At 45.2% G+C, this 26,540-nt stretch carries 16 protein-coding genes; 4 read left to right on the forward strand and 12 right to left on the reverse strand.

Features of this window, described 5'->3' with window-relative positions; all coding sequences use genetic code 11:
- Positions 1-100: 100 nt before the first annotated feature.
- The 4 genes from madM to recF all read right to left on the reverse strand — a co-directional run bounded on the left by madM (position 101) and on the right by recF (position 3,987).
- The gene (gene madM, locus SKC35_RS06210) at positions 101-859 is read right to left on the reverse strand and encodes a malonate transporter subunit MadM (RefSeq protein WP_377978536.1); all 759 of its coding nucleotides are present in this window, start codon (positions 857-859) and stop codon (positions 101-103) included.
- Positions 859-1,218, reverse strand: a complete 360-nt coding sequence (gene madL, locus SKC35_RS06215) for a malonate transporter subunit MadL (RefSeq protein ID WP_377978537.1) — start codon at positions 1,216-1,218, stop codon at positions 859-861. Before madL ends, madM begins: the two co-directional genes overlap by 1 nt.
- 1 nt (position 1,219) lies before the next feature.
- Entirely contained in the window at positions 1,220-2,707 is a 1,488-nt protein-coding gene (locus tag SKC35_RS06220) for an acyl-CoA synthetase (RefSeq protein WP_377978538.1), read from the reverse strand.
- A 197-nt stretch (positions 2,708-2,904) separates the two neighbouring features.
- A complete protein-coding gene (gene recF / locus SKC35_RS06225) occupies positions 2,905-3,987 on the reverse strand; it encodes a DNA replication/repair protein RecF (RefSeq protein ID WP_377978539.1) in 1,083 nt (360 codons plus the stop codon).
- A gap of 113 nt (positions 3,988-4,100) precedes the next feature.
- Between recF and pdhA the strand changes: the two genes are divergently transcribed.
- From pdhA to SKC35_RS06240, 3 genes are all read left to right on the forward strand, one after another.
- Complete coding sequence (gene pdhA, locus SKC35_RS06230) at positions 4,101-5,111, forward strand: pyruvate dehydrogenase (acetyl-transferring) E1 component subunit alpha (RefSeq protein WP_377978540.1); 1,011 nt, start codon at positions 4,101-4,103, stop codon at positions 5,109-5,111.
- 206 nt (positions 5,112-5,317) lie between these two features.
- A complete protein-coding gene (locus SKC35_RS06235) occupies positions 5,318-5,824 on the forward strand; it encodes a hypothetical protein (protein WP_377978541.1) in 507 nt (168 codons plus the stop codon).
- 163 nt (positions 5,825-5,987) lie between these two features.
- Positions 5,988-6,650, forward strand: a complete 663-nt coding sequence (locus tag SKC35_RS06240) for a 5-oxoprolinase subunit PxpA (protein WP_377978542.1) — start codon at positions 5,988-5,990, stop codon at positions 6,648-6,650.
- Here the strand turns inward: SKC35_RS06240 and SKC35_RS06245 are convergent.
- The 5 genes from SKC35_RS06245 to SKC35_RS06265 all read right to left on the reverse strand — a co-directional run bounded on the left by SKC35_RS06245 (position 6,634) and on the right by SKC35_RS06265 (position 14,986).
- The gene (locus tag SKC35_RS06245) at positions 6,634-9,105 is read right to left on the reverse strand and encodes a TonB-dependent receptor (RefSeq protein ID WP_377978543.1); all 2,472 of its coding nucleotides are present in this window, start codon (positions 9,103-9,105) and stop codon (positions 6,634-6,636) included. The two genes, SKC35_RS06240 and SKC35_RS06245, sit on opposite strands and share 17 nt — an antisense overlap.
- 36 nt (positions 9,106-9,141) lie before the next feature.
- Complete coding sequence (locus SKC35_RS06250; protein ID WP_377978544.1) at positions 9,142-11,064, reverse strand: FG-GAP-like repeat-containing protein; 1,923 nt, start codon at positions 11,062-11,064, stop codon at positions 9,142-9,144.
- 32 nt (positions 11,065-11,096) lie between these two features.
- On the reverse strand, positions 11,097-12,230 hold the full coding sequence (locus tag SKC35_RS06255) for a hypothetical protein (protein WP_377978545.1): 1,134 nt from the start codon (positions 12,228-12,230) through the stop codon (positions 11,097-11,099).
- Positions 12,227-14,542 (reverse strand): TonB-dependent receptor domain-containing protein, encoded by a 2,316-nt coding sequence (locus tag SKC35_RS06260; RefSeq protein ID WP_377978546.1) that lies wholly within the window; start codon positions 14,540-14,542, stop codon positions 12,227-12,229. The genes SKC35_RS06255 and SKC35_RS06260 overlap by 4 nt, the downstream gene beginning before the upstream one ends.
- A 66-nt stretch (positions 14,543-14,608) precedes the next feature.
- A complete protein-coding gene (locus SKC35_RS06265; RefSeq protein ID WP_377978547.1) occupies positions 14,609-14,986 on the reverse strand; it encodes a hypothetical protein in 378 nt (125 codons plus the stop codon).
- 66 nt (positions 14,987-15,052) lie between these two features.
- Between SKC35_RS06265 and SKC35_RS06270 the strand changes: the two genes are divergently transcribed.
- Positions 15,053-16,582 carry an ADP-ribosylglycohydrolase family protein gene (locus SKC35_RS06270; RefSeq protein ID WP_377978548.1) on the forward strand — a complete coding sequence of 510 codons (1,530 nt, stop codon included), beginning with the start codon at positions 15,053-15,055 and terminating at the stop codon, positions 16,580-16,582.
- Positions 16,583-16,584: 2 nt separating this feature from the next.
- Here the strand turns inward: SKC35_RS06270 and SKC35_RS06275 are convergent, their stop codons facing one another.
- The 3 genes from SKC35_RS06275 to SKC35_RS06285 all read right to left on the reverse strand — a co-directional run bounded on the left by SKC35_RS06275 (position 16,585) and on the right by SKC35_RS06285 (position 26,527).
- Positions 16,585-20,328 carry a beta strand repeat-containing protein gene (locus tag SKC35_RS06275; protein ID WP_377978549.1) on the reverse strand — a complete coding sequence of 1,248 codons (3,744 nt, stop codon included), beginning with the start codon at positions 20,326-20,328 and terminating at the stop codon, positions 16,585-16,587.
- A 1-nt stretch (position 20,329) separates the two neighbouring features.
- Complete coding sequence (locus SKC35_RS06280) at positions 20,330-22,375, reverse strand: hypothetical protein (protein WP_377978550.1); 2,046 nt, start codon at positions 22,373-22,375, stop codon at positions 20,330-20,332.
- Positions 22,376-22,585: 210 nt separating this feature from the next.
- A complete protein-coding gene (locus SKC35_RS06285; protein ID WP_377978551.1) occupies positions 22,586-26,527 on the reverse strand; it encodes a beta strand repeat-containing protein in 3,942 nt (1,313 codons plus the stop codon).
- Positions 26,528-26,540 lie beyond the last annotated feature (13 nt).

Genomic DNA, 26,540 nt, shown 5'->3' on the forward strand with positions numbered 1-26,540 from the left:
GGACTACCTCCCTGCGGACTAATTTCCTGCGGACACATTTACCATTCACCACTTACCATTCACCATCATTATCTCTACTCTATACTCTCCAATCTATACTCTACAAAATTGCGCGCATCAAAAAATACAACACCGACGGGCACATCAAACAACCCAATCCCGTATAGAACGTAGCCGTCATGGCTCCATAGGGCACTAATTTAGGATCTGTGGCCGCTAGACCGGCAGCGGTTCCGCTGGTGGTACCCATGAGCCCACCAAAAATCATCGCCGATTGTGGCGTCTTTAGACCAATGTAAGGGGCAATTAAAGGGGTTCCGATCGTTACCAAAATCGATTTCACCACTCCTGCCGCGATACTGATGGCGATGATGTCTGAACTTGCTCCTAAGGCTGTTCCGGTTACGGGGCCTACGACGAAGGTGCAGGCGCCGGCACCGATGGTGGTGAGGCTTTCGGCATCTGTGATTCCCATGGCATAGGCGATGATGACGCCGGCTGCGAAGGAGATGATGACTCCCAAAAATAAGGATAGGACTCCGATGGGGCCGGTCTTTTTAATGATGGCGAAGCTGGCGCCCATCGCGGTAGAGACGATGGCGAAGTCGCGGAACATGGGGCCACCCATGATTTCGAAGCCGGAGAAACCGGGGATGTCGGCGATGCCTTTTTTGCCCAAGGTTTCAAGGCCAGCGAAATAGGCCAAAACTAAGCCCATGAAGATGGAGATGGCGGAGCCTGGGATTTTGCCGCGGGTCAGGTTTTTCGAGATTCCCTCGGAAAAATACATGATTAAGCCCGTTACGAGGAACGCGAAGACTAGGCCGTTTTTGTCGAGGAAAGTGATGATGTATTCCATTAGTCTTTGGGCGCTAGTTTAGATAAAATGGGCATTAAGGCGAGGCAGGCGATGACGGGAATGATGCCTGCCAAAAGGGCGAGTAGGCCGTTAGAGAAGGCGACGCGGACGTTTTGGACAGATGACATGGCCACGATGATGGGGATGTACATTTTGGACCAAAAGTGTACGCCCTCCTCCATTTCGAGGTGGAAGAGGCCGCGTTTTTCGAGCTCGTTTTGGGCTAAAATGAGGAAAAGCATCGCAAATCCGACGCCTCCTACATTGGCTTGGATCCCCAAGAAACGACCGAGGGTTTCCCCCAGAATTTGGCCTGCAACGAAACAGGCAGCTAATAAGGCAACTCCGCGTAATAGCATATTAGTTTTTGATTAGGTTGACGACGTCTTTTTTCGTGACTTTTCCCATCGCGTTTCGAGGTAATTCGGCTAAACGGTGGTAGGCCCGAGGGGTTTTATAGGCGGGCATTTGCTCGCGCATCCAGGCATTTAAGGCTTTGGTGTCGAAATCATCTTGGCAGACTATGGCGGCGCTTACGAGTTCGCCCCATTCGTCATTTTCGACGCCCACGACACAGCAATCGTCGATTCCGGGGTAGGTGCGAAGGACTTCTTCGATTTCCAAAGCGGAAATTTTATAGCCTCCAGATTTAATAATGTCGACGGAGTTTCGGCCCAAAATCCGGTAGCCTCCCAGCTCGTCCATCGTCGCGATGTCGCCGGTTTTGAAGAATCCATCCTTCGTAAATGACTCCGCGGTGGACTCCGGTTTTTGCCAGTATTCGTTGAAGACGTTTGGCCCTTTGACCTGAATCTCTCCTATCTCCGTACCTGGAATTACGTTATCTTGTTCGTCTGCTAAACGCACCTGAACGCCCGGAAGTGGATATCCCACGTGACCCGGAACGCGCGGACCATCGTAGGGATTACTCAAGGCCATCCCGATTTCGGTCATGCCATAACGCTCCAAAAGGCTATGTTCGCTAATCGTCTTCCAGCGCTGCATCACCGAGACCGGCAGCGCGGCAGAACCAGAGATCATGAGTCTGAATTTGGACATAATGTGGGTCATCTCTTTTTGGTCCACCTCAGACAACGATTCCCAATGCGTAATCAACTTATAATAGATGGTAGGAACGGCCATAAAGACGTTCAACTGACCTTTTTTAAAGATATCAAACAGCGCTTCCGCAGAAAAACTAGGCAAAAACTGGCACGTCGCCCCCGCCCAAAGCGAGCAAGAAACGATATTAATTACCCCGTGAATGTGGTGCAGAGGCAAAATACAGATCGAATAATCTGCAGAAGTCCAACGCCAGGCATCAATCAAGGTGGAAATCTGCGCATTCAAATTCGCATGCGTGGACACCACACCTTTAGGTAAATTCGTCGTGCCAGACGTGTAGAGCATCATGGCGCGGCGGGAGTCAGAAACGGTAGGCAGTGGGGAGTCGCTAGTCGCTAGTCGAGAGTCGATAGTGGTCAGAATGCGTATTCCGAGTTCTTCGCATAATGGCTTGAGTAATTCTTCGAATTCTGGGGAAACGACTACGATGCTCGAGCCAGAATTCTCGATCGTATAGCGCAAAGAGGGCAACGGATAGGTCAGACAAAGCGGAACGGCTACACCGCCAGCGCGCCAAATCCCCCACTGTACCCGTACATAATCAAAACCAGGGTTCACCATGTAGGCAACTCGGGCTTCATTTAGGTCCGTATTTTTATCTAATAAAGTCGAGGCGAAGGCTTTCGAAGCGTCTAAAAGCTGGGAATAAGTATAAGTTGTGCCATCTGAAATTATGGCGGTCTTCTCCAGGTGCTTTTCAGCTTGGGCAAAAATGGATATCATGTGGTTGAATAGGTTTGTTCAAAGATAGGAAATAAGTCGCGACTTTGTCGCTTAGTCGTCCTGCGGACTTGGTCAAAGGGTCATCGCTGCGCGATTAAGTCAAAGGGTCGTCACTGCGTGACTAAGCCGCGAAGCGGCGACTAAACGACGCAGTCGTGACCAAATCGCGAAGCGATGACTAAGCCGCGAAGCGGCGACTAAAGCGTGATATAATGAATATTCCCCTTCAAATCCTTCAGCAATTTCTTCGTTCTTTCCGGTCTAGCATCGGTGATGAAGACTTGGCCAAAGTGGTCTTCTGCCATCATTTGGACCAAACGCTGGATGCGGCGGTCGTCGAGTTTGTCGAAGATGTCGTCGAGGAGCAAGAGGGGTTTGCGGGGTTTGGCGGCTACGAGGGAATCGAATTGCGCTAATTTTAGCGCGACGACGAAGGATTTTTGCTGACCTTGGGAGCCAAATTTGCGCAAGGAGTAGCCATTGATTTTAAAATCAAATTCATCTCGATGAATTCCGATGGATGTCCGCTGCGCGGACAAATCCAGCGGTTCCGCGGCGCGCAGCGCCGCGTCAAAGCCCCCAGCTTCAAAGGTGGATTCGAGCTGAATATCGACGTCCTCGCGGTCGTCTGAAAGTTTGGAATAATGAAATTTAAAACTAGGCAAAAAGACCTCTAGGAATTCCTTTCGGGCTTTTGCCAGCGATTCCCCTAGTTCTACTAAGGGCGCGTGATAACTATCTAAATGCAGGCGATCGACCTGGCCGCGTTCTGCGAATTGCTTTAACAATACGTTGCGTTGCTGGACGATGCGGTTATAGCGTAATAATTGATCCAGGAAATTGCGGTCGAGCTGGGACATCATCCCGTCAAAGAACCGGCGGCGTTCCTCACTTCCCTCACGAACTAAATCGGTGTCGTGTGGATCCATTAATACAACCGGAAAATGGCCAATGTGGTCCGCTAAACGGGGATAGGGTTTGTCATCGCGGAGGAATTGCTTTTTGGTCCCCTTCTGAAAAACACAGGTAATCTGGGTTTCGCGATCCTGAGTGTCGACAAAATCTCCCTGTACCCGGAAAAAATCCTGCGTATGCTTGATGCAGAGCTGGTCCGAAATGCCCCTCGCACTTTTCGTCATCGAAAGGAAATGGATGGCATCCAATAGGTTGGTTTTCCCAATCCCATTCTCTCCTACAATGCAATTAATCTCCGAAATAAAGCTAAATCTAGCCTCCTCATAGGATTTAAACTGATTTACCTGAAGAGATTTGAGATGCATGGATGTAGGAATGCGATTAAAAGCGTGTAAAAATAAAGATTTTGTACTAATTTTGCAGGGATTAGCGCCGGAATTAACCCGGCATACCGCTTTAAAAATATTCTATCAAGAAGATGGCAAAGAAAAACGCAGACGCGCCCAAGTATTCTAAAGAGACTTACAAGTATTGGTACGAATCCATGCAATTACAACGCAAATTCGAAGAGAAATGCGGTCAGTTGTACGGAATGCAGAAAATTAAAGGCTTTTGTCACTTATATATTGGACAAGAGGCTTGTTCTTCTGGTTCCAAATCTGCCCTAATTGAAGGTGATAAATACATCACAGCGTATCGTGATCACGGTATCCCTTTGGCCTTAGGAACCTCTCCTAACGCAATTATGGCGGAATTATACGGTAAAATCACCGGCGCTTCTAAAGGAAAAGGTGGCTCAATGCACATCTTCGATAAAGAAGTAGGTTTCGTAGGAGGCCACGGTATCGTAGGAGCCCAAATCCCGATGGGAGCTGGCCTTGCCTTCGCCGAAAAATATAAGAAAACAGGTAACGTATCTATCACGTATTTTGGTGACGGTGCGACACGTCAAGGTGCTTTACATGAGGCATTTAACATGGCGATGCTTTGGAAATTACCGGCTATTTTCGTGGTTGAAAACAACGGTTATGCGATGGGTACTTCCGTAGAACGTACCTCTAACGTAACTGAATTATACAAAATCGGTGAGGCGTACGATATGCCATCGGAGCCAGTAGACGCGATGAATGTGGAAGCGGTTCATGAGGCGGTTTCTCGCGCCGCAGCTCGTGCTCGTGCAGGCGAAGGTCCTACTTTCTTAGAATTCAGAACCTACCGTTATAGAGGTCACTCGATGTCTGATCCGCAGAAATACCGTTCTAAAGAAGAGGTAGAGGCTTACAAAGACCGTGACCCAATCGAACAGGTGAAACACACGATCTTAGAGCACAACATCTTAACGCAAGCAGAATTAGACGAGATCGATGCTAAAATCAAGGTTCTAGTTCAAGAATCAGTTGATTTCGCAGAAACATCTCCATTCCCAGATAAATCAGAGGCTTACAAAGATGTATATGTCGAAGAAAATTATCCTTTTATCGAAGAGTAGTCGCTGCTTCGCAGCTAAGTCAAAAAGTCGCTGCTTCGCAGCTTAGTCGACTTCGTCTTAGTCATCGCTTCGCGATTTAGTCATTAAGTCAAAAGCTCATTCGCAAAGTCGGATGAGCTTTTTTGTTGCATTTCAATTAGTTGATAAAATGAAAGTGGGGGATTGAAAGAAGGTGAAATTGGAATACCTTTGAAAAAACAACCACTATGAATTTTATCTTAAGTATCGCAGCAGGACTACTGTCGTCCTATTTGTTTTTAGTCTTCTTTTTACTCAATAAGAAACCTAAAATTCTCATTTCGAACCAGATCAGCCGAATCCGTTTTAATGGAGAACAAAATTACTTGTTCAAGTTCGTCAACTTAACGAACTCTGAAATTTTTGATGTGCACATCGAACTCACTTTCTATAAACCAGTAGGTACGTTTAACGGAAGCAATTTACAAGGTCGAGATATTAAGCTAAAAGATAATTTTATCGCTTATGTCCCACGCGAAAGAGATACAGATCAATTTTCATTGCACGCCGTACGCATTCGAACGATTGAGCCGCTTGAAGAAACCTGGTTAGATGAATCGTCCTTTATTCGATTAACTATTATTGCAAAACACGCCTTATCGGGCTTCAACAAGGTTTTTGTACAAGATTACCCTAGTAAAGATCGAATTAGTTCAGGTAAATTTTTATCTGGAAATTCTGTTGAATTAAAATAGGAATTAGCGGAATTAATTGAAAAATTAATGAGTACCTTTAGCAAAGGTTTAATAGTATTAAAAACCCATCTCATGAAAAAAGACATCATCTTAGGCTAGGCCTACCAGAATTTTAAATGAACGAGCTTGTGGAAACACAGGCTTTTTTTTAGCTACCTATTATATGCAAATCAACTGCGACCTTGGCGAAGGCATTGGAAATGATGCCGCACTCATGCCCTACATCGATGAAGCAAATATTGCCTGCGGATTTCATGCGGGGGATGCGTTTACCATGCGCGAAACGGTGGCATTGTGTATTCGCCACGGAGTTAAAATGGGGGCGCATCCGTCCTATTTAGATCGAGAGAATTTTGGGAGAAAAGAGATTGAACTGAGCCCAGAGGAGATCTATTTGCTGGTGAAAAAGCAGATAGAGACGCTGAATCAAATCGTAAAAACTGCAGGTGGAACGCTAAATCACGTGAAGCCACACGGTGCTTTGTATAATACTTCGGCTAAAAATCCTGATGTCGCAAAGGCCATTGCGAAAGCGGTAAAGGATGTGAATGGAGACTTAATTTTATTCGGACTGAAAGGCAGCCAGTCGATCGAGGTCGCACAGGCAATGGGTCTACAAACAGCAGAAGAGGCTTTTGCCGATCGTCGCTATGAAAGTGATGGTTCCTTAACTCCGCGCAGTCAGCCAGGGGCTTGCATCACAGAAATACAAGATGTGCTAGATCAGGTGGAAAAAATAAAGGCCGACACCTGGTGTATCCATGGTGACGGCCCTCATGCTTTGGAATTTGCCAAAGCTATACAAAGCCTTAAAACTCCACTATAAATCCGATCGTAGGCGTTACCTGCGCCTTGTCATTTAAGAATTGGGTAGGAATGGCGTTGCTACCGTCTTTGGCAATAGGTAAACCATTCGTCGTCGCAAAGGCTGAATTATCCTCTAAACGCTTGAACGTGTAGGTGGGAATTCCTGGATTCACGGCGATGTACCAATTGGTCACGTCTAGGAACAAATCGATGGTCGTTTTCTTCAAATTGTATTTCTTGTCAATACGCACATCACTCGAATGGAAGTTAGGAAGACGTTGTGTGTTCAAACGCGAGTAATCAAAGGTTCCTTGGCCTAAAGTCAGGTAACTTGACTTGGACGTAGTTTCATCATAAGGTGTGTAGGGTGCGCCTCCTTGGTAACGGAAACGAAGACCTAACTCCCAGTTGCGTGGGAATTTATAGCCCCAGGTCACACTTAATAAGTGTTGGTTATCCCAGCTAGAGGCGATTAAATTGCCATCAAAACCGCTGTACATACTGCGGTAATAGGTGTAAGACAAGATTCCGAACGATTTGTCGGTCAATTTCTTTTGGGCAAATAACTCAAAACCGTAGGCACGACCTTTACCCGTAGTCGTGACATCTTCGTTACCTAGAATGTTGAAGTCACCACCTAAATTCGCCAATGATATCCCCTTAGCATTTGAAATAGGCACATTCGCATATTCCTTCACGAAGGCTTCCGCCGTGAAACGCAACGATTCGTCGTGTAAGTATTCTAGTCCTGCTACATAATGGTCGCTTTGCTGGTATTTCGCATCTTGATTGACTAAATGAGGCGGCGTGTATGCGAGGCTATACATACTGTAAGGAGGTGTAATAGCATAGCCTAAAATCGTATACGGCGCTAATTTGAAGTAGCGACCCACTGAAGCATTTGCCGTCCATTTTTCAGACAATACATAGCTAGCCGAAACGCGGGGAGAAATTGTTTCCAAAGGATCCATTCCCGTCGTTGTGAAGCTGTTCATGTCTGTGCGAAGGCCAGCACTTAGACCTAATTTAGAGTCAAAAAAGGTCTTCGAAACTTGCGCAAAGGCACCGTATTTCCAAAGCGAATTTAGGGGACTCGTGTAAGAAATAGTCGTTGTTGGATAAGCTAAACGTATGGCGGGGTTTGGAATCGTATTATTCAAAACTTGGTAGGTACTATTCGCATATTCCACGAATTGCGCAGAAAGGCCATAATTGATCTTCCAGCCATTGGTATTCTTGTTCACGTCTACGCGCAACTTATTTTCCGTTTCGCGTGAGGCATAATCAAAGTTTAATTGCGATGGATCCTTTTTTAAATTGTCCTCATAACGCAAGAAATTGTTGTCAAACACGTTTCTAGAAAGGGCCACATTCACATAGCCATTATCCAGCAACTTCTTGAGCGACATCCCTAGCGTATAATTCCACTGATTAATCAACGGATTCGCATTATAGATGTACAATTTCTCCGGCGTGGCTTTTTTCAGCGGACCAAAAGAGAAGTCATCAATCGCCCCTAGTCCCATCAGCGATAAAGTGGTAGTCGAGTTAATTTGCTTCGTGATTTTAAATTGTCCGTCCCAGAAATTCGGGCGAATGGGAATATCTAAAGCTTGAAAAAGGAACTGCAAATACGAGCGGCGAACAGAGGCTAAAAACGTGGTTTTACCTGATTTAGAAAGTGGCCCCTCAGTCGTTAAAGCGAATTCAGTCGCACTTAGACGCGCATTACCTTGGAATTTATTCGGATTACCCGTGCGTTGTTTGAACTGAAAAACAGAACTTAGCGTATTGTCATAACGCGCATCAAAGGCCGAAGAACTAAGCTTCACATCTTCGATAAAAGACACATTTAGCATTCCTTGCGGGCCTCCGCTGCTACCTTGGGTTTGGAAGTGATTTAATACAGGGATTTCTATACCATCTAGATAATAGGCGTTTTCGTTCGGGCCTCCGCCACGGATGATGATGTCATTTCTGAAGCCTCCGCCTTGTGGGCCTCCCCCTACACCGGGTAGGGTTTGAATTACTTTGCTGACATCGAAGTTTCCACCTGGGTTGCTCTTGATTTCCTCCGCTGTTAAGCGTTGAACGCTGAGTGGAGATTCGAGGGTCGCGGCTTTAGCGGTGCGGCGGTTTTGGGTGACTACCACCTCCGTTAATTGCTGATTTGATGGGAGTAATTCTATGTTCAAGAAATTTTCATTACCCGCATTGATGATCACGTTGAAGGCCGTGTATTTCTCGTAGCCTACCGCGGAGAATGAAATGTTGTATGTTTTTAAGGCCAAACCTGTTAAACGGAAAGTTCCTTTGTCATCTGCATTTACGCCTTTTGTAGAACCATCCAGCGTCACAGAAACCCCAGCAATCGGCTTTTGCGTTAATTGATCAACGATTTTTCCAGAGATTCGGCCGCTGTTTTGGGCCAAAACCGAAAAAGAAAAAAGCAGTAAAAGTAGAGTTTGTTTCATTTTTGCTAAACACGTAAGTGGTCAGATTTGTTTCATTTAAGGCTGAATCAACACCTTTTGAGTGGCCGAACCTTTGGCAGACTCATATTTCAATAAATAATTTCCTGCCCCTGGCAACGGCGCAGGAATGCGCAAGGTTTCCCCTGCATCGACCGAAATCGCACCGCCTAAAGCGCGACCTGAAAGATCAAACCAATGCAACGATCCTGCATTTTTCACTCGAATATTAATGAGCGATGTGGAAGGGTTAGGCCACACATACAATTCCTCCGAGGGAACGATAATGTCCGAGGTATTTTGGAGCAATTGAACTCCGCCAGAGGCAAGTCCGACTACGATATCGATTTTGCCATCGCGGTTGAAATCGGCAGTAGATATTTGGGCATTTTGGCCTACCTGAAAAGGCAAACGCTGCACTTCCAGCCCTAAACCGGACACATAGATAGAACCTGAAGCATCAATGGTGATTTGCTCTGCATTGCCATCTCCCGTGATATCTGCATAAGCAATGCCGCGAAATAGGGTTTCGATTCGCTGGTAAGGTTTGGCCAAATCCGACCAATCATACACCCGTGTGCCACCTAAATAATCCAAAACCACGAGTTCCAGCGAGCCATCTTGATTGATATCATAAAGCCGAGGCGTTTCGCGAAGACTCACAACATTCAAAGCCTTTTCTTCGCCTAGCTGTCCTCCTGAATAGACCCGATAAAACGCGGCTGAACCCTTTACATAATACAACATCAGGCGACCATTCACAACTTGTAATTGTACTGAGGAAGCTCCGGCAAGCGTTAAAAAATCCCTCGATTTAAACGACAACACCCCATTCACATTTTCATAAAAAGTGACACTGCCACTTCCTATCAACAAATCCAGATCCCCATCACCCTCCACATCATAGAATGCAGGCGAGGCATTATCGCCCACGTCGATCATTTCTTCTTGGAGAAATACCTTGGTTTTCAGGGTAAGTTGGCCATTTTCAGACCGGTAATAAGAGGCCGTTTCCAAAGCCGGATTCAGATCCGGCAAATGGGATGACGCGATCAAATCCAAAACGCCATCTCCATCGATATCAATGGGTGATCCACTAGCAAGAGAAGGAACAGTATGTGGCGCACTAGTTGGGAAATTATAGTCTGCATTGCGGAACTTCGGTTTCTCACGAGTCCCCTCATTTTTTAGGAAGATAAATCCTGGACAACCCACGTGGCCTATAATCAGATCATAGACTCCATTTTTATCCGGATCCCATAAAGCTAACGTACTTCCGGCATGTTGAACCGCCGCTGTAGACTGAGTACTTAAAACAGATTCTGGAACCAACCCAAACGTGATATCCTGACAATCATTCAGATAAAAATTGCCCCAATTAAGGGACTTGGTGACGTATTTCAAATCTCCCGTATTTTCATAATACGTGATAAAATGCCCCGCAGATTCAAAGGCCAAAATATCTAAATCCCCATCCCCATCGATATCCGCAATGGCGGGAATATCTGTTGCACTGACGTAGATATTGATGAGGCCATTGAGGCCTGTTGATTTGAGGGTGCCTGTTGACTTAGGGAAATTATTACCGACGTTCGGATATACCTGAATCCCGCCGGGAGTCGAGGTAAAAAGGTCTTTGTCTCCATCCCCATCGTAATCCAATAGGTTCATCCAGTTTTCGATGAGGGGAAAACGTTTTTGGTAACCGGGAGAATAGGTAAAACCACCGCTGGCATTTCTTAAAAAAGTCTTCAGATGTTGCGCACTGCGATCGAAAACAACGAGGTCTTCTCGCGCGTCGCCATCGAGGTCAATGGAAAAAAAATGCACCGAATTAATTCCACCCGCCCAAGGATTTTTTAATCCGGAAACGGGGAGATTGGTGATTTGGTCAAAGGAGATCTGCTGCGCTTTCAATGAAAGCGATAAAAGACACAGCAAGACGATCAGCCTTTTTCTCATCAATGTAAAGATAGCAGAAAAATAGCGCGCTCTTATTTTGAAATAACTTGAACCACTTGATTTACCTCCTCCTTAACCGCCTCGTAAGCAATGATCCAGGATTTTCCACCCCATTTAATCGCTGGATAAGAGCAATCAAAGGCAGGGTCTGAAACATAGGATTTGGTCAATTTCCCGGACAAATCCTTTACGACGAAGCCAATTTGCTTGTAATAACGATCGCCCTCTTGCTTGATTTCGGCGAAAACGAGTGCCGTTTCTCCTTTCGGATTCGAGGCTAACTGAGGCATCCTGATTTTATCACCAAGTAAATGGAGAATCATCTTTTTAGATCCTTGATACGCCCATTTTACGCCAGAAGAACCCTCTGCGCCGGTATACCAAGCGGCTTCTAGGCCTTTTGACCCACGAACTAAAGACGGTCCTGCGTGAGGACATGCATTTACTTTCCAGTGATCTTCATACAAGGGTACTGATTCTGTATAGGTTTTGCCAAAATCATTGGAATGAATGTACCCCATATCGCGTTCTCCTTTGTCGTTCAGATCGCGGTAAATCACATCAACATTTCCTTTTGTATCAGCTAAGGCATCGATCCGGCAACATTCGCAGGTTTGTTTGTCGAGAATTTTCATGTCCCCAAAACCTAAACCAGGCGCAGTAGAAGCCGTAACGAGCGTCCGGCCTTTTGGCCCTACTTTCACATCTAACCAATACGCACCCACCTGACCATTCGGCAGAGAAATGATCTTCCCAAACGAGTGGCTCAGTCCTGCCGCGGTATCTTGGTGAATGTGTTGTGGTTTTTGCCAAACCCCATTCACCTCCATTGCATATAGCAAATCTCCATTAAATCGAGACGCTGCTGTAGGGCGATTCATCTCATACAAAAGGATACACGTGCCATCCGCTTTATAGGCCAGTTTAGGCATACCCTCTGCATGAGTTGACGCTTTTTTATCAATAGGGACCTGCTCAGCAGGCCCCTGATTGACTTTTCGAAAGAACAAAACCCCATTAGCTGATTTCTCTACCCAAGATAGAACGACATCGCCGTTTGATTTCAGTGCAAAAGAGGGGTCTAACGCCTGATTAGCAGGATTAGACACCGTTTGCGCGAAAGAGATCTGCGCAAAGAAAACGAGCAAAAGGATTAATTTTTTCATTTTTTGAATAGTTGGAATACGTCGATTTGTACACCGGCAACCACTGTGCGAGGAGCCGCTGGCGTATAGGTTGATTTATCTGTAGCGTTATTTCCACGAGTCGCCGTGGTGGCATATAAAGCATCACCTAGATTCAAGATGTTAGTGAAGAATTGATACGCTTTGTAATTATATCCCATTCTTAGATTGAAAACAGATACGCCTTCGAAGCTTACTTTGTTCACTTGATCTTGGAACCAAGGCCCAATTTTTTGCCATTCTAAGGCAATACGCGCTCCTTTGTACTTGTAAGTCACCTCTGAATTCGCGATGAAGTTAGGCGCTTGCGGCATCTCTTTGCCATTCACATTTTTCAAAGCATCTGTTGATTTTGTACTTAACACAAAATCCACAAACGTATGTTTTGCATTCGTTCCTCCAAAGCGGAAGTTCCAAGAATCGTTCGGGCGGATCGTGATTTGGTACTCAATCCCCTCGTGCAAGGTCTTACCCGCAGATTGATAATCCGTCGTGTTATCCGGCTGGCGAATTCCTAAAAGTTCATTATTGCCCTCTAAACGATAGAATGTGTAATCAAAGAAGACTTTATTTTGCCAAAGAGAGGCCCAACCTCCCACTTCGTAATTCGAAAAAACAGCTGGGTCAATGCTTAAATAGAATTTCTCCCCTGTTGCCGCCGCTTGTGCCGCTGGTCTCGCGCGGAATACCGCTGAAAGGGCAGGTGGCGAGAAGCCTTTGGAGAAATTACCATAGAAACCTAGGGCTGAGGAAGCCTCATACGTGACCCCTAACTTAGGCGAGAATTGTTCGTAGCTTTTTGTGCCCGTCGAATTATCGATGAAGTTCGTATAGTCAAAGGACATTTGATCGAAACGACCTCCTAAAGAAAGACGCAATTTCTCTACTGGATGCAGGTCAAACTGCGCGTAAGCCGCTTTGTTCCAAATCACCGCCGAATAATTGCCTAAGAACGTCGATGGCAAGACTTGTGTAATCGTGAATTTCTCCACCGATTTCTTGTCTGGGCGAAGCGTCGCCGCTAAGTTAATTTTGTAAGCCCAATAATCATTTGGTGAGCGATCTAACAAAAATCCTGCTACTAATTTTGAGTTCAGGAATTCAAAATTTTGCGAGTGCTGCCCCATCAAGCCAAAGCTTTTGAAACTGTTTTGATTCACTTGTCCTGAAGCCGTAACTGCTGGACTTGTCCAAGAAATCGAATAGGATGGGTTTTGGCCTAAGGCATTATCCCGATAAAAAGCAGTCAAACTAGAATTCGCATTGTCCGACCATTTGTGCTCTAACGTTAAACGAGAGCGAGACGAGAACGATGAGCGGTAAGTGAAATCCGCCGGGCTTTTATAGCTACGAGAATAATAGCCCGTACTGTCGATGTTCCCACCTGTCTGCGAGAAGTAATCATTATAGGCAAAAGAACCCCAAAGTTTCGTCTTAGGCGTAAATTGATAATCTAAGCGTACGTTGATCGAAGACTTGTCGAAGTCGGAATTAGAGGCCCAAGAGCCTTTTTGGCGCGCTACATAACCGCCCGTCATAATCGACCATTTTTTGCCTACTTGTGCCCCTGCAGTGAACTGCACGCGGTTGTAACCCCACTCATCTACTTGTAAACCCACTTGCGCCGTAGGAATTCCCGGTGCCGTCTTCGTGATCAAGTTAATCGCTCCACCCACGGCCTCAGGCCCATAAAGGGAGGACGCTGGTCCCTTAATTACTTCCACTGAATTCAATCCTTGTAGATTCGATTCAATTAAGGCATTGTGATTAAATACCCCCAAAGGACGCAATGCAAGACCATCTTCCATGTACAAGAAATAAGCAGATGTACCAAAAGGCTGGCGAATACCCATCCCGTGTTGTTCATTTCGGTAATCCAACATCACCACACCCGGAACTTTATTGATAATCTCCGTTAATTGAAGTGCTTTCGTATCTTGAATCAGCGCAGATCCAATTTTATGAATGGCAACAGGCGTCTCCGCACGCGTCGCCGCTTGGCGAGAGGCAGTTACCACGACTGATTCTAAGGTTTGAGTGGATTCCTCTAGAAAAATAGGGCTTGTTTCCCCAGTCGTTTTCGCTGCTTTAAAACCTAAAGCCGTTACTGTGAATTCTCCCTTTTCTTTAACTTGGAATTCCCCTCTTTCATTTGAAATGGAAATTGTTTTATCGCCTTTTTTCAGGCTAGCGCCTACGATAGGCTCGTTTGTAATCGAATTAAGTACTTTGATTTTTTGCGCTTGCGCTAGTGATGTTATACCTATTAACACCGCTATTAATAGCTGTTTCATGTATAATTAATTAAAATGAGTAATGCCCATGACTTCAAGCCAAGGGTAAAGTGTCAAGAAAATTAATTAAACCTGTGGAGGATGAAAAAAGCCTTTAGCGGCTGAGTTAGGAAAGAATTCCGTTGATGTGAAATGATTTTCAACGAGTTCAGAAGCAATGAAACGAGCTGTAAATACCGGTTGAATGGCTTGAAAGCTCAACACCACTTCCGGCATTTTTTCTAAACGCTCTGAATTTGATTTTTGCTCTTTTTCCTCTGCTGCCTGTAGTTTTTTCGCTAAATAACATTGACCATTACAGTTCAACATCGGTTTATCGCGGTTCACACAAAGGTTTTCAGCAATATAGTCGCGATTAATGCGGTAGTATGCCACGGCACCCCATTGATTCATCAAGGGAACCTGCATAGCTAAGAACAATAAAAGAGCGACGATGCGTTTCACGACGCAAAGGTAAGGCAGAAATTGAAAAATAATTATTAATTTACAGGGAATAAATACGACAAAAAAATGAAAAAAATAGCCTTCCTATGCTTGCTAGCCTTCGCGACACAAGCGCAAAATATCTCGATGAGCAAAGCCGTCTTGAAAGATAAAATCAAGGGTGGCTGGGCTGGCCAGACGATTGGAGTGACTTTCGGGGGTCCTATGGAGTTTCGCTATAATGGCACGATGATCAATTCCTACCAGCCAATTCCGTGGTATGATGGCTATTTAAAGAACACGATGATCAATAATCCGGGATTGTACGATGATTTGTATATGGATTTGACATTCGTGGAAGTATTCGAAAAAGAGGGATTGAATGCGCCTATCGAATCACACGCGAAGGCGTATGCGAATGCGGGTTATGCGCTTTGGCATGCAAATCAGGCAGGACGTTATAATATCTTGAACGGGATGATGCCTCCAGCGTCTGGATATTGGGAAAATAATCCGCACGCGGATTGTATCGATTACCAAATTGAATGTGACTTTGCGGGTTTAATGTCGCCAGGTATGCCGAATGCGGCATCCAAAATCTCCGATAAAATCGGGCACATCATGAACTACGGAGACGGCTATTATGGTGGGGTGTATTTAGGGGCCTGCTATACGTTAGCATTCATTAACAACGACATTAACAAGGTCGTTGCTGAAGCTTTGAAAACCATCCCAGCAAACAGCCAATACTACAAATGCATCTCCGATGTCATCAAATGGCACAAACAATACCCGAACGATTGGACAAAAACCTGGTTAGAAGTCCAAAACAAATGGGCGAACGACATTGGTTGTCCGGACGGCGTTTTCGCTCCGTTTAACATCGATGCGACCGTGAATTCCGCGTATGTGGTGATAGGGCTATTGTATGGTAATGGGGATTTTGGCAAAACGATTGAAATCTCCACTCGCTGTGGACAAGATGCGGATTGCAATCCGTCATCTGCAGCGGGAATTTTAGGTGCGATGATCGGATATGACAGGATTCCGGCTTATTGGAAATTAGGCTTACAAGAGGCAGAAGACATTGACTTTAAATACACGTCCACTTCGCTAAATGACGTCTATGAAATCGGTTTCAAACACGCCCTGCAAAATATCAAAAACAACGGCGGTAGCGTTTCCGATAACGCCGTAAGTATTCCCTATTCAGCCCCTAAAGCAGTAGCTTTCGAACAAAGTTTTGACCACTCATTCCCTACAGAGAAGATTAACATCAGTAAAAACTTAACCGACGAATATGACTTCGATTTCGAGGGAAATGGCTTCGTGGTGCGCGGCGAAACCGCGAAATGGGCGTCCTTGGATCCAGGGACTTTTGATTTAGAAGTATTTGTGGATGGCAAGCTATTTGAAAAAGTAAAACTACCGGTGGCCTTCACAACGAGACGTCACGAGATTACTTGGAAGTACAAATTAGCGACGGGAAAACACCACGTGAAACTGAAAGTATTGAACAAAGTAGCCGGCTACGACTGCAAATTATTCGATGCCATCGTCTATGCAGAGAAGCCATTTTTAGCAACGAATCAAAGGTATTATAGATTAGGGAATTAGTTTTATTTCACCGCCAATGGCAACATCTCGCCATTCGTGACGGCCACGGGCTTTTGCGTCGTGGTGTAGTATTTCGCCAGGCTGGAGTTATAGAATTGGACTTGGGCTTTTTGGGATGTACTTAAGTCATAGCCCAAATAAACACGCACCGGACTTCCTGGCGCACCAATAATCGAGGAGACTACCGTTCCGAAACGGCCTAATCCGCCTGTGAGCGTACTTTGCTTTTTGCCAAAAAGGTTAACAAACGAAGTGGATGTACTAACGAAAGCCCCATACATATTCAAACCCAAATCCGCTACCGACCCATCACCCATCGCAAAAGTCAACATTTTAGTAGCTGACAAGGACCCTAAATTCGTGAATTTCAACTCATGGGCTGAATTTCCTAAGGTAATTGTAGCATTATTATACACATATAGTGTACCTAACGTAGAGCTAAAGCCTCCATCATTTAAATGGCCTCCTGAAAAATTGACTGTACTATAAGATGGAATGGCACCTGCTATCCCTATTTGTAAAATTCCTCCATACAGATAAGTGTCCGAAATCTGATTCGCTGCGCTTAGCTGGAGTGTTCCTGTACCTGATTTGGAAAGCGTACGGCCTATCATCACACGCGTGATTCCATCATTTACCCCATTACCCGTCGTCACCACATTATTTCCGGTGCTAAAAGTTAAATTACCATATGTTCGTCCTGTTGCCGTTAGCGTGTTATACACACTAATCCCACCAGCACCCGTGATGGAAATCGTCCCTCCGACTCCGGAATAAGACGAAGCGTTCGTTGTACTAACTGCCCCACTCGTGTTAATAGCCGCGTTGACTAAAACCGAACCAGCCGTTGAATTCAAATACACACTCCCACCATCCGTCAATGGAATAGTCGAACTTCGAGAAAGCGGAATGTTCGTATTTATCGCTGCGTTCACATAAATATTCCCCGCCGTATTCAAATAAAAACTCAAAACCCCCTTATCTCCATAAGCATCCGTAGCGTAGCGCAAGGCGATAGGGGACAAAATGTTCGCTTCTGATGCAGCATTAATGGTCAACAACTTGTTAAAAGTGGGTCCATGATCATTCCAGGTTTCGATGGGTGTATTTACGTTAATAATTCCCGATTGGGAACAAGAAACACAGGCCGTATTGATCGTAGCATGGCTATATCGGGTGCGCAAAATTAGGTCTATATCCGTTGGATTTATATTCGCGTGATTCGCGGAGGGAGTAAAGGTATACGTCGTATTCGTGGCGCCGCTCGAAAGTGCGGGGGACCACGTTCCATTCACCGTAATCCCGGTCATAAAACGAATATTCGCATTCCCGCTTTGAGCTATGGCGTTCGGGACTAGTTCTCCCGATATCAATTGAATCGCATTAGCCGTACTAAATTTCACCTGCTCTACTTCCGTTAACGAAAGTACAGCGCTATTTTCCACATAAATACGTCCATCCGTCCCAGAAATACCGGCGGTTCCTTGCCAGCCGCTTATGTTCAGGGTTCTAAAATCCCACGTATTTTTAGGGCCAAAACGCAACTCATGAACACCTGCACCTAATTCAATCTCAGAGCCCTCTGACAAAATCGAAATAGGCCCGAAGGTCTCCGAAAAACCTTCCGAACTCAATTTACCTCCATTAAAAAGAATCATGGAAGCATTATTAACCACTTCTGTCGCCCCTAAAGCCAGATTTCCACCACTAATGACCGTAGCCCCAGTATAACTATTGGCAGCATTCAAGGTCAATGATCCCGTGCCATCTTTGATCAAGCTAGTCGCAAGATTCAAGGAAACGGGACTAATCCCCCACGTATTCACCAGACTCCCGCTTCCAGTCAAACTACCATTCAAAAAGACATTTCCAGCTCCCCCAAGCGTTAAGGCCATGGCTCCTGCACTAAGGTTGCTATTTATGGTTAACTGGCTGTTTAGATCCGCATTCATACGTGTATCGCCCGTCAAAGTAATCGTACCGCTTACTGCATTTATTCCTGCGACACTTTGGAGTGCGCCAGTCCCGAGGGGGCCTGTGCCTTTCAAACTTAGGGTATTAGAAATAGTTATTCCCCCTTGCAATTGCAAGCTTCCTCCCAGCGCCACGGTGACTGTGCCGAAACCTAAGGATCCGCTATTTCGAATATGTACAATGCCACTCGAGACGGTCGTTGCTCCGCTGTAAATACCGGCAGAGAAAAGGGAAAAAGTGCCCATATTGCTCGTAATGCCTCCTGTACCTAAAGTTAGGGTTCCGCTGAGTGTCATCGAACCAGCGCCTGTCGTGACTAGGGAAACATTGTTTCCTGTCATCGTCTGCGTTAAAGAAAGTGTGCCGGCGGTGCTGTTGAGGGTGGTGGTTTGGCCTAAGACAACAGGTCCATCCCAGCTATTATTCCCACTTTCGTTCGATAAGGTGACACCGGAGGCATTCAGGGCTAAATCCTCCGCCCCCACCTGGATGTTGTTGTACAAGGCTAATTTTCCAGACCCTCTGACGATCGTCCCTCCACTCGTAATTCCTAAGGAACGGCTGTTATAAATCGCTAGGGTTCCCGCGTAGATCGTGGTCAAACCGGTGTAGGTGTTCGCTTGGCTGTGGGTGGCATTTCCGAGGGAGAAAGATTCTCCGTATTTGGCCAAAGACAAAACGCCCAGCCCATCCTCTATCAAACCGGTATACACCGTATTCATATTACTCGAGCCCACCGTTAACGTGATATTCCCCGCCACGCTACTGGTCACTTTCCCATAGCCATTTAAACTAGCAATCGAACCAATCGTTTCCGAAACTCCGTTTAAATCCAAGGTCGTGTTCGCCCCCGTAAATGATAACGTGTTATAGTCTGGCAAAGCCGTGCCCCCCGCTAATTGCAAGGTTCCATCCGCCAGCTCAGAAGAGGTTACGGCATTGTTTGTCGCGCTTAACTTCAGGATTCCAGAACCCAATTTCTTAAAAGCTCCCCCCTTTATGAGGCCGCTTATACCATCATTCGCCCCGCCCGTCGTCACACTTGTGTTTCCATCTAAAATAGTAATAGCCCCAGCAAAATTCGTCCGACTAGTGGATAATAAAGTACCCGTAATACTTACGCCTGCTGGACCATTTATGGTAATAGCTCCTCCATTCCCTGTATAAAGACCTGAATTGGTTAAATTTTCGGTACCGCTGCAATTGATATTCCCAGTGACTTTCACTGCCCCTGCAGTCGAATTGAGCGTCACAGAACCGCCCTCATTTAGAATGGCGGTAGCCCAGGTTTGCACTATATTCGCCATCGAAATATCAGCCGTCACGGTAATGTTTCCAGGGGTGTTAATCACTAAGCTTAAGGAACCTTTATTTGAACTGTTCGAAGTGGTACTGCGCATCGCAATGGCGTTAGGTATCGTTACGTCTGAGGCCGCGTTGAAGGTGAGCGTTTTGTTGTAGGTAGGACTATTTTGATTGTACGAATTCAGCGTCGTATTAAAATCGATTTGACCCGGCTGTGTGCAGCCTGCACAAGCCGTATTAATGATGACGTTGCTAATTTTCACACGCAACAATTCGTCTAATTCTGCCGTACTGACGGTCGCGTTGTCTGCATTAGGGGTGAAAGTATACGTCGTTTGGGTGGTGGCAGAGGATAATAGCGGCGACCAGGTTCCTCCACTCGTGGCGCTTGAAACGATGGATAAGTTGCTGTTTTGGGCGTATAGTTGCCCCGCAAAAAACACGAATAGAATGAATAGCTTCTTCATCCTAGTACGAGTAAACAAATTGAATACGATCTCCTAGGGCAATCACGTAGGAGCCATTGTTTGCGGTTACATAGGCCAAAAAAGGCGTAGGCGCCGTAGCCGTCGTCGTAAACGCACTTGTGGTCTTATAGCTGTACGCGTTTTGGCTGATCAAAATACCATTCACATACATCTTCAGTTTAGTCGTTGTGTGCGGTGTTTGCGTCAACGTAAAATTGGTTTGCCCTGCAGTAACTGCTGCTAAATTCCCCGAGGAACCAGTGGCGGTGGTCTCATCAAAGCCATCTCTCAAGGCGCTCGTCCAACTTGCCACTCCGGAGGAGGTTAAACTCAGGACTTGACCCGTGGCACCCGGGTTGGATGGAAATGTCGTTCCTCCCAGCGTTAACGTTCCGGTTAAACTCGAATTCACAAAGGTTTTGTTCGTGAGTGTTTCCGTGCCGGCTAGCGTGGCCATCGTACCCGAGGTGGGAAGCGTAATGTTCGTGATGCCCGTGGTGTTTATCGTCGTGGAATAATTCCCAGAAGTCACGAGGTCGCCCGCTAAACTGATCGTTTTGCTACCATTGTTTACTCCAGTTCCTCCAAAGGCGGGGGAAATAATTCCTGTAATCGCGGCGCTTCCGTCGAAGGGGTAGCCGAAAATGGTTTGGGGGGAGGATAAGGTGGTGGCAGCTGTCGCGAAAGTGGCACTTGTCGCGGTCGATGCTGAGTTAGCAGTTAAGGCCGTCGTGGCTGACGCAGCAGTAACTGCGGTCAAGGCCGCTGTTGCGGTGCTCGCATTTCCACTTAGGTCTCCTATGAAAGTCGTTGCGCTTAGGGAGCTAAATCCGGACATGCTGGAATAGGTTCCTCCTAAAATAGCGCTCGTGGAACCAAGGGTAATTTGATTATTGGCTAATTGGCCATTCGTAATGCTGGCGGTGGCGGAAAGATTAGCTGTGGTTAAACCGGTGGCTTGGATGGTGTTTCCAGTGAGTGTAATGCCTGAACCGGCGATTAAAGGGGTTTGGTAGTTTACTCCCGCCAATAATGGTACTTGATAGTCGACCCCAGAAACTAGGGGCACTTGCACATCTATCCCGAGCCGTATGGGACTTTGATAATCCACCCCCGCTACTAATGGAGCCTGTACGTCTAGTCCGATTCGAAGCCCTAAATTAGTTCGCGCAACAGCCGCGTTCGTAGCTCCTGTTCCGCCCTTATTTAAGGATAAAATTCCGCTAAGGGAATCTAATGCAAATGAAATATTGGATGATCCATCAAAAGACACTCCATTGATGGTGCGTGCAGTTTCTAAAGCCGTGGCTTTCGCAGCTAAGTTTGCAGAACTTGCTTGATTTGCGACACTCGAATTCGCCGAACGACTATCAACATACTCCTTCACCGCTTTAACCGATGGATATTTTTCGCTCGAAGCGGAGTCAGAAAGAATCGAATTAGATTTATTAGAAAGGGATTCTTTGGTATTTAATTGGGCCAAAACCAAGCCAGACACCGGCTTGTCCACATCCGCCGTATTGTCCACATTACCTAATCCTAAATTAGACCGCGCGGCCACCGCGGAGGTCGCACCCGTTCCGCCAGCAGTAAGTAGCAACGTGCCACTCAGCTTCCCCGCCTCCTCCGCAAAATGCGCATACGGCAGGTAATTTAGGCCGCGATTGCTAACCTCGGTGTATTTGGCACCCAAATCAAAACTCACCTGCGTCACCAATTTCTTCACCGGACCGCCCCAGTTCAAACTGGCAAAAGTCCCTGCCGCCCTCGTATTCTCCCCCGCCCCTATCTCCAAATTAATCAACCCATACCCATCCGTCTTCGCCTTATGCAACTCTTCAAACTGCAAAGTCGCCCCCGCATAAATCCCAAACTTCACCCAAATATCCTTGTTCAAATACAGCTGCGCCTGCACCCCATTCGCGGGCAATTCAATCGCGGCCGGATCAACGATCAGGGCCTGGTAATTAATCGACTTTAAAGGAGTTTGTGCCTGAGCACAATAGAAACTGCACAGCAAGGCTGTGAGAATGAAATAATTTTTCATAAGCAATCTTTTAAACAGAACAGATTGCTTATTAGTGGTTAAGAAGCAATACGAATATAAATTGAGGGTATTGTGTTGATAACAAAGGTACTAGGATTTTGCAGAGGGCAAAGGGGGAGGGGGATTTATTCCAATAATTATAGCTAAAAGCATAAAACCCTCCGCCGAGGCAGAGGGTTTTATGTTATTTATAGTTGAATTATAAATGATTTAATTAAAACTTACCCATCTGAGCCCATTTTGTGGGAACAGGTCAATGGCTAATTGATGTCCCGTATCTGGAGTTGTGTAACCTCCAGCTGTTCCACCCAATGAGGACCAATAGGTATTACTCAATGACCCGACACTAGCTCCTGCATTTAATAAGAAATCCGCAGATCCTCCAGATCCAGATGCAGAAGTAATTCGAATTGAACAAGGGCCATTTGGTAAAGTTTGTGGCAGATTCATCCAGCTATTTGGAATAGATACCGAAACTGTTCCAGCTCCGCTTAATGTAATTGTTGTACTAAATATCGGATATTGATACGTTTCGTCCCATATAGCGAAGGTAAAATCACCAGTATTACTTACACGTCCCATATTGACCACAGCGATATTCGCGGAAGTGATAACTTGCCCTTTCCCTGTAAAAGTTTGTGTTAAACCATAACCGGGTCTTATTTCAGTAAATCCGTAATTAGTCGTCGTAAAGTAATTATAATTATAACCCGTGGTATAATAAACAGAGCCTTGGTATTGATTTGTATTGCTATTAAAAATCAATACCCCTGAGGTTGTTACATTTAGGGCATCACGCTGAGCTTCCGTAATTATTTGAGGTCCACCACCTCCAGAAATACTTGTCCAGGAAGCTTGCCCATTAGAATTTGCGGTTAATACTTGTCCTGCACTTCCGTTACTGTTTGGATAGGCAACAGCACCCGCAGTAATTGTACCGCTAGTTTTCAAATTACCTTCTACATCTAATTGCGCTGTAGGATTATCATTATTTACACCTACATAGCCATTGCTTTGCTTTAAAAACAATTGCTTCATGTGACCATTAGGATAGGTCCCTAAAACAAAATCACTTGGCGTACCACTTGTCGCATCCGTATATATTCTTGCCACCTGCAGACTACCAGATGGAGAATATCCATCGAAGATCATACCACTATTAGCTCCATTGGTTCTAAAAGACGCACGACCCTGAAGATCGAAATTAGTGTTAAAGCCAGATCCAGGTGAAGATACTCCAATACCCACATTTCCGGTATTAAAATAAATATCATTGGTAGCTGTTGTCCACTGGGAGGAAGATCCTCCAGAAATGGCTGCCCAACTAGCTGTTCCTGTTCCATCTGTTTTTAAATAATATCCATTCGTTCCTGCTGTATTTGGATACGTAATTGTCCCAATGGTCATTCCATTTACTCGTAAATTAGAATTAAATGTTTTAGCACCGGTAATACTTTGTGTTGAAGTTAAGTCAACGAAATTTTGTGTCGATGTTCCTGTTCCACCATTGGCAATAGATAGTACCCCTGTAATGCCACTTGAGAGAGGTAAGCCTGTTCCATTAGTCAAATTGACCGTACTTGGCGTTCCTAGGTTAGGGGTTATTAATGTAGGGGAAGCTGTTCTAATTACTTCACCTGTACCAGAGATCGGTATTGTGCCACCTGATGCAAAAGTCATTGATTGACTAGAACAACAGCTGGTTCCATCTGCCGTTAAATTTAAAGTTGTTACTGGGCTAGTGAATTCCAAAATGCCTTGTCCCCAATTAGTTATATTCAATGTATTACTGGTTTTAGTTAACCCATTTGAACCACTCAAAATCGAAAATGCTTGATCAAATTGATAAAGTGTAGAACCTCCGATACCGCTTGAGCGCCAGTATACATAAAGTTTTAAATTAGGGATGGGGGATGCAAAAGTTACCCTCCAACTGCTCCCAGATGGGGCAAGAATTGCTGATTGCGTTGAACTTAATGTGCCTGAAGAATAATAACCCGTACTATAATTTGCCTGGGTTTGTGTCGTAACCCATGAGCTAGGAGATCCAATACTTGGGACTGATGAAGTTAAAGCTATTGTAAATGCTACTCCATTCAAACTTCCCGAGGTTGCACTTGTCCATATCGCTCCATTTAAAGCAGTGCTTACAGAAGAATTTAATAAGGCATTTTGCACATATGCCGTTGTAGCCAATTGAGTGGTATTTGAACCTAAAGCTGCGGTAGGTGCTAAAGGAACGCCCGTGAAGGCAGGTGATGCCAACGGAGATTTTAAATCTAGCGCAGTTTGAGTAGCATTGGAAATGGGCTTCGCTGCGTCTGTTGTATTGTTAACATTATCTAAAGCAAGATTTGTTTTTAAACTAGACAATGTTGAAACTCCTGTTCCTCCATTTGAAACTGATAATAGACCCGTTACAGAATTTCCTACATTCACTAAAGAAGATCCTCCTCCAGAAGAAACGGAACCATCTGCCATTAAATACTCTGATGAGGTCCCACCAGATTTCACAAAAGAACTAGCAGTAATTACTCCAGAGTTATTTGCTGTAATATAAGGTTCAGAGCTAATGGCCTTAACATTAGTTTTAAAAATATAATCCCAATTTGGATCATTACTCCCTTTTCCTCTACCGTAAGAATTTGAAATATTTACATCTAGCCAGCTTACATTAACCGTAGGAGTTGTTAATAACATAGTATATTTTGCCCCTGCCGTTACGATTATATTCGTGAGTGGAAAATTTATAAAGATATTACTCCCATTGGCTGGTGTTAAACCATTAACAGTGGTTAATAGTGTTCCATCAATTCCCTCTCCCTCGTATAATTTAATAGTAACATTGGCAGCTGTTCCGTATGGCAATGTAGGTGTGCCCATTTTCCATTCTATAGAACTTAATACTCCTGTCGTGCCTGCAGTAAATGATTGCCATTGGTTGGTCCATCCTGCTTGATTCGCTGAGGTTGTGTTACTTTGATCTAAAACGGCATTCGTTGCAATAATTTGTTTAGCAGCTCCATCCTTAAAGATTTTTATCCCTCCAAAAGTCTGGTCAAATGTATTGACTATACCAGAGTTTGTGCCATCCGCTGGGCTTAATTTCAATATATTGGACGCCAATGTAGCACCGTTTGTATTTGGAGTGGCATTAGCCGACCCTAAACTAAGCGTATTTGAAGCAATTGAACTTTGAACGAAAGCCGTTGTTGCAATTTGTGCCGAATTTGTTCCAGGACTTGCCGTAGGAGCAGAGGGGGTTCCTGTTAAACTTGGAGAGGCCAAAGGGGCTTTTAAGTTTACCGATGCTACGCTAGCTTTCAAATCCAACGCTGCTTGTGAAGCCGTCGAAATCGGCTTTGCCGCATCAGTCGTATTATCCACTAAACCTAAACCCACCATTGATTTTGTAATACCAGAAACGGTACCCGTAAACGTAGGAGAATTAATAGGCGCATAGTCATTCAAATCTGTCAAGGCCGCTTTCGTCGCCAGCATACTCGTGTCTACCGTGATGGCCATGTGTGCCGCTAACATCGCTGCACTTGCTTTTAAGTCTAGCGCCGCATTTACATCTGCCACATTCGCTTTCAAGTTCAAAGCCGCTTGCGTGGCTGCAGAAATGGGTTTGTCTGCGTCTGCGGTATTATCCACATTACCTAAACCTAAATTGGCTCTTGCGCCCACGGCCGTTGTTGCACCAGTTCCGCCGCCAGTAATCCCTAAGGTCGTACTTAATTTCCCAGCTGTTTCTGCAAACAAAGCATAAGGCGAATAGGTTAATTTTTGGTCAGACACTTTGGTATAAGAGGCTCCGTTATCGAAACTCACATATACTTGCAAGGACTTTTGATTCGCGTCCCAGCTCATCGCATTGAATGCTGTGCTAGCTACCGAACCGATCGTTAGGTTCACTAAACCATAGGCATCCGTTTTAGTTTGTTGCACCTCTTCGAATTGAATATTCGTTCCGGAAATAATAACAAATTTTACAGAGACATTTCCATTCACTAGCGGTTGACCTGTAATGTCAGATCCGGGCAACTCGATGGAGGCTGGGTCTAAAACGACTGCTTGGTAGGATATTCCTTTTTGGGCATTTGCAACAACTGAAATAAATAATAGAACAAGGAGTAATAATTTTTTCATGGTAATAGAACAG

Source organism: Aquirufa originis (genome assembly GCF_042714495.1).
Classification (GTDB): Bacteria; Bacteroidota; Bacteroidia; order Cytophagales; family Spirosomataceae; genus Aquirufa; species Aquirufa originis.

Coding starts and splice junctions, on each gene's coding strand:
- madM (WP_377978536.1), bottom strand. CDS start 859: ATGGAATACATCATCACTTTCCTCGACAAAAACGGCCTAGTCTTCGCG.
- madL (WP_377978537.1), bottom strand. CDS start 1,218: ATGCTATTACGCGGAGTTGCCTTATTAGCTGCCTGTTTCGTTGCAGGC.
- SKC35_RS06220 (WP_377978538.1), bottom strand. CDS start 2,707: ATGATATCCATTTTTGCCCAAGCTGAAAAGCACCTGGAGAAGACCGCC.
- recF (WP_377978539.1), bottom strand. CDS start 3,987: ATGCATCTCAAATCTCTTCAGGTAAATCAGTTTAAATCCTATGAGGAG.
- pdhA (WP_377978540.1), top strand. CDS start 4,101: ATGGCAAAGAAAAACGCAGACGCGCCCAAGTATTCTAAAGAGACTTAC.
- SKC35_RS06235 (WP_377978541.1), top strand. CDS start 5,318: ATGAATTTTATCTTAAGTATCGCAGCAGGACTACTGTCGTCCTATTTG.
- SKC35_RS06240 (WP_377978542.1), top strand. CDS start 5,988: ATGCAAATCAACTGCGACCTTGGCGAAGGCATTGGAAATGATGCCGCA.
- SKC35_RS06245 (WP_377978543.1), bottom strand. CDS start 9,105: ATGAAACAAACTCTACTTTTACTGCTTTTTTCTTTTTCGGTTTTGGCC.
- SKC35_RS06250 (WP_377978544.1), bottom strand. CDS start 11,064: ATGAGAAAAAGGCTGATCGTCTTGCTGTGTCTTTTATCGCTTTCATTG.
- SKC35_RS06255 (WP_377978545.1), bottom strand. CDS start 12,230: ATGAAAAAATTAATCCTTTTGCTCGTTTTCTTTGCGCAGATCTCTTTC.
- SKC35_RS06260 (WP_377978546.1), bottom strand. CDS start 14,542: ATGAAACAGCTATTAATAGCGGTGTTAATAGGTATAACATCACTAGCG.
- SKC35_RS06270 (WP_377978548.1), top strand. CDS start 15,053: ATGAAAAAAATAGCCTTCCTATGCTTGCTAGCCTTCGCGACACAAGCG.
- SKC35_RS06275 (WP_377978549.1), bottom strand. CDS start 20,328: ATGAAGAAGCTATTCATTCTATTCGTGTTTTTTGCGGGGCAACTATAC.
- SKC35_RS06280 (WP_377978550.1), bottom strand. CDS start 22,375: ATGAAAAATTATTTCATTCTCACAGCCTTGCTGTGCAGTTTCTATTGT.
- SKC35_RS06285 (WP_377978551.1), bottom strand. CDS start 26,527: ATGAAAAAATTATTACTCCTTGTTCTATTATTTATTTCAGTTGTTGCA.